The following is a 3,464-nucleotide window of genomic DNA, read 5'->3' as shown; positions in this document are numbered from 1 at the left end:
GTGCGGTACGAACCTCCTGTGGTTGCGCCACATCTGTGCGTACAAACCGGTTCGCCCGGCCAAACGTGCCGAAATCATTGAACCGCACACCCATCTCACGCATCACTTTATGCGCCATCGGCACGGTCATCTGGCGGATGTAAAACGGTTCCTTCACCACGAAGTGGTGTATGCCGTGGCTGCTGCCAAAGTTGAAGCAGAACGCCTGCAATGGCCACATCCACCAAGGATTCAGCACTTGGGTCTGCTGGATCACGTTGCCCGGCTCCACGTCACCGTAGTAGTGCATGTTCGAGCTGATGAAGTGCAGGCAGAACGTACGCAACACGTTCGGGCCGATGATCACCACCGCTGCGATGTCGATCACCTGCATCACCGACAAGGTCGTCGCCGACCACTCAATCGGCGCTCCCGTCAGCGACGCGATGCCGTTGGCCGCGTGGAAGCCGAGGAACATGTACCACGCGCCCCAATGCACCAGCGCGAGCGGCGCGTAGACCTTCACTGTGCGCTGGACGATGCTGAACTTGTGAGCCCAGGTCTTGGCCCGCAGCATGCGGATTAATGACGACATCATGTTGTCGCCGACCATCAGCAAGCGCGCAACCCCCCAAGGCTCGCCATTGGTGATGGCGCGTTCTTCCATGTCGGTTTCAGTGCCCGATACCTTGTGGTGATTGAGGTGCAGATGGCGACGGATCCACGGGTTGATCGTGCTCGGCCGCGCCAGCCATACCAGCCCCATCATCAAGTTGTGCGGCACGCGCTGTTTGCGAAAGTACATGCTATGTATCAGGTCGTGTTCCAGCTCGTGGGTCAACGAGGCGAAAAACGCATTGAGCAAGAGGCACACCCACCAGGCCATATACCCGGTCATGTACAGCGCCGCCGAACCGATCATTCCGGCCAGAGCGAAGGCCAGAATACCGGCGCCGAGGGCGTCCTGATGATTGAGAATCGGGTGGCGTTTGCGCAATTCAACGCCCTTGGCCAGCACCACTTCACGAATATGTGCCGATCGCTGTGCTGCATTCAGTCGCTGGGGACTTGCAGAAGTACCGTCCATGCTTCCATCCTCTGGTTATTGATGTTCGCATCCTGCCTTGCGCCTCCATACAAGGTGGTAGCCGTGAACGCCAACCTGTTGACCGGAAGCGCCAATTCGCATGACTGAACCGACCTCCCTCGCCAGCTGGACCCGCGCCCTGCGCAAACAACTCGATGCCCTGGGCCTCGACAGCACCGCCCTGTGCCACCAGGCGGGGCTTGATCCGCAATTGATGGACGACCCGAACGCCCGTTACCCGTTGTCCGGCACCACGCGCCTATGGGAAATTGCCGTGCGGGTCAGTGGCGATCCGGCAATTGGCCTGCGCGTGTCGCGTTTTGTCAGCCCCACCACGTTTCATGCGCTCGGTTATGCGCTAGTGGCCAGCGGCAGTTTGCGCGAGGTGTTCGAGCGTATCGTGCGATATCACCAAGTGGTCAGCGATGCCCTGGAACTGGAGCTGACCCGCACCGAGGATCGCTACCGCTTTCGTCTGAAAATCCCTGCCGGCAACCCGGCGCCAGCATTCGAAGCCATCGACGCTTTCACTGCGATTTACGTGCGCACCTGCCGCAATCGCCTCGGTCGCGACTATGCACCGCTGGCGGTATATCTGCGCCGACCGGAGCCGGCCGACGCGCACCAATGGCACAAAGTTTTCCGCTCACCGGTGTACTTTTCGGCCGACGAAGATCGTGTGGAGTTTTCTCTGGTGGATTTCGACAGCCACTTGGATGACGCCAATCCAGAACTGGCTGAACACAACGAAACCGTACTCAAACGCACCCTGGCGCAACTGAAACCGTTGACCTGGGAGCGCAAAGTCCGAGACGCCATTGAAGAGCAATTGCCCGAAGGCGAACCCAGCGCCGAACTCATCGCCAAAGCCCTGCACTTGAGCTTGCGCAGTCTGCAACGGCACTTGGCGGACGAAGGCTGTCGATTCGATACGCTGCTCAATGAAAGCCGCGAAAACCTGGCGCTGCTGCACCTRCGTGATCCGCAATGTTCGTTGAGTGAAGTCAGTTACCTGTTGGGGTTTGCCGATACCAGCAGCTTCAGCCGCGCGTTCAAGCGCTGGACCGGGATGACGCCGGGGCAGTTTCGGGATGGGTTGCGCTGAAAGATTCGGAAGGTGTTTTGTCTGTTCCGGCCTCATCGCGAGCAGGCTCGCTCCCACAAGGGATCTGTGTTGACCCCAAAAATCTGTGGCTAGCGCGGAACACTGTGGGAGTGAGCCTGCTCGCGATGAGGCACGACCAGACACCACAAAAATCCCTCAGCGCCCCCGATCCCGCCGCAACAACTTGCGCACCCGCGCCACCAGTTCGCTCACCGCAAATGGCTTGAGCAAATAATCATCCTCATGCAGTTCGAGCCCGCGCAGGCGATCCTCGATGCCGTCCCTGGTGGTGAGGAACAGCACCGGCGTTTCGCCGAGCTTACGAACCTGCTGCTGCAATTGCCAGCCGTTCAGCCCTGGCAACATCACGTCGAGGATGATCAGTTCGTATTCGCCGGACTCGATAAAGCGCCGGCCGTCCATGCCGTTGAGCGCTACATCCACCGAATAGCCCGCCTCATTCAGGCCGTTGGCCAGGAGTTTGGCGGTCTCCGGATCGTCTTCTACTAGCAGTACACGCATGGCACACCTCGATTATCGTCGTCACAGGCTAGGCGTCTTCGCTGGTAAAGCCCACCCATAACGTTGCATTTCAAAAAATCGCCAGTGCCCGCAGCCGCTCCGCATCGACAATTTCGATCTCGCCATACTTGAGATTCAGAATCCCCTGCCCCTGCAAGTCCTTGAGAATCTGATTAGTCGTCTGGCGCGACAGCGAAAGCATCGAAGCCAATTGCTCCTGCGGCAGTTGCAGCACCCGGCGAGGTGCATCGATATCGCCGTAACCCTCGGCGATCATCAGTAAACGATGCGCCAAGCGTGCCGGGGCTGGCATCAGGCTCAGCTGTTCGAGGTTGATGAAGGTCAGGCGCAGTTTGTGGCTCATCAGCAACGCCAGTTGCCGCCAATACACCGGTTGTTCGTCCAGCAACTTCAGCAGCGTCGCCTGCGCAATGTGCGACAACACGCACTGGCCGACGGCGAAGGCATCGTGGGTACGCGGCTGGCCATCAAACAGGGAGATTTCGCCGAACCAGTGTGGCGGTTCCACCAGGCTCAGCAGCGCTTCCTTGCCCTGTTCACTGACCGCACCGATGCGCACCGAACCTTCGAGCACCGCATACAACCCGCACGGCGGATCCCCTCGCTTGAACAACATCTGCCCCGACGACAAACGCCGAATCCGGGCCGCCGCCAGCAGACTATCCTGTAAGGGAACAGGTAGATGACTGAACCATTGCCCCGTCATCAGGCGCGATCGCCAGGCCTGCATATCCATGGAAACTCCTAGAG

Annotated in this window: 4 protein-coding genes; 1 reads left to right on the top strand and 3 read right to left on the bottom strand. The window is 59.4% G+C overall.

The window, feature by feature from the left end:
• The coding region (locus AC1DRJ_RS21985; protein ID WP_477803997.1) for a fatty acid desaturase at positions 1-1,066 on the bottom strand (1,066 nt) is incomplete at its 3' end.
• Positions 1,067-1,166: 100 nt separating this feature from the next.
• On the opposite strand from AC1DRJ_RS21985, the gene AC1DRJ_RS21980 reads away from it, so the two are divergent.
• On the top strand, positions 1,167-2,171 hold the full coding sequence (locus tag AC1DRJ_RS21980) for an AraC family transcriptional regulator (RefSeq protein WP_477803996.1): 1,005 nt from the start codon (positions 1,167-1,169) through the stop codon (positions 2,169-2,171).
• Between the two features lie 156 nt (positions 2,172-2,327).
• On the opposite strand, the gene AC1DRJ_RS21975 is transcribed toward AC1DRJ_RS21980, so the two are convergent.
• A complete protein-coding gene (locus AC1DRJ_RS21975) occupies positions 2,328-2,693 on the bottom strand; it encodes a response regulator (RefSeq protein WP_477803995.1) in 366 nt (121 codons plus the stop codon).
• 70 nt (positions 2,694-2,763) lie between these two features.
• Positions 2,764-3,450 carry a Crp/Fnr family transcriptional regulator gene (locus AC1DRJ_RS21970; protein ID WP_477803998.1) on the bottom strand — a complete coding sequence of 229 codons (687 nt, stop codon included), beginning with the start codon at positions 3,448-3,450 and terminating at the stop codon, positions 2,764-2,766.
• Between the last annotated feature and the right edge of the window lie 14 nt (positions 3,451-3,464).

This window comes from Pseudomonas sp. P5_B2 (assembly GCF_056400445.1).
The sequence above is the reverse complement of the archived record's forward strand: the minus strand, read 5'-3'. Positions and strand labels throughout refer to the sequence as shown.

Excerpts from the sequence above, each read along its gene's own strand:
- AC1DRJ_RS21975 (WP_477803995.1), bottom strand. The coding sequence starts at position 2,693 with ATGCGTGTACTGCTAGTAGAAGACGATCCGGAGACCGCCAAACTCCTG.
- AC1DRJ_RS21970 (WP_477803998.1), bottom strand. The coding sequence starts at position 3,450 with ATGGATATGCAGGCCTGGCGATCGCGCCTGATGACGGGGCAATGGTTC.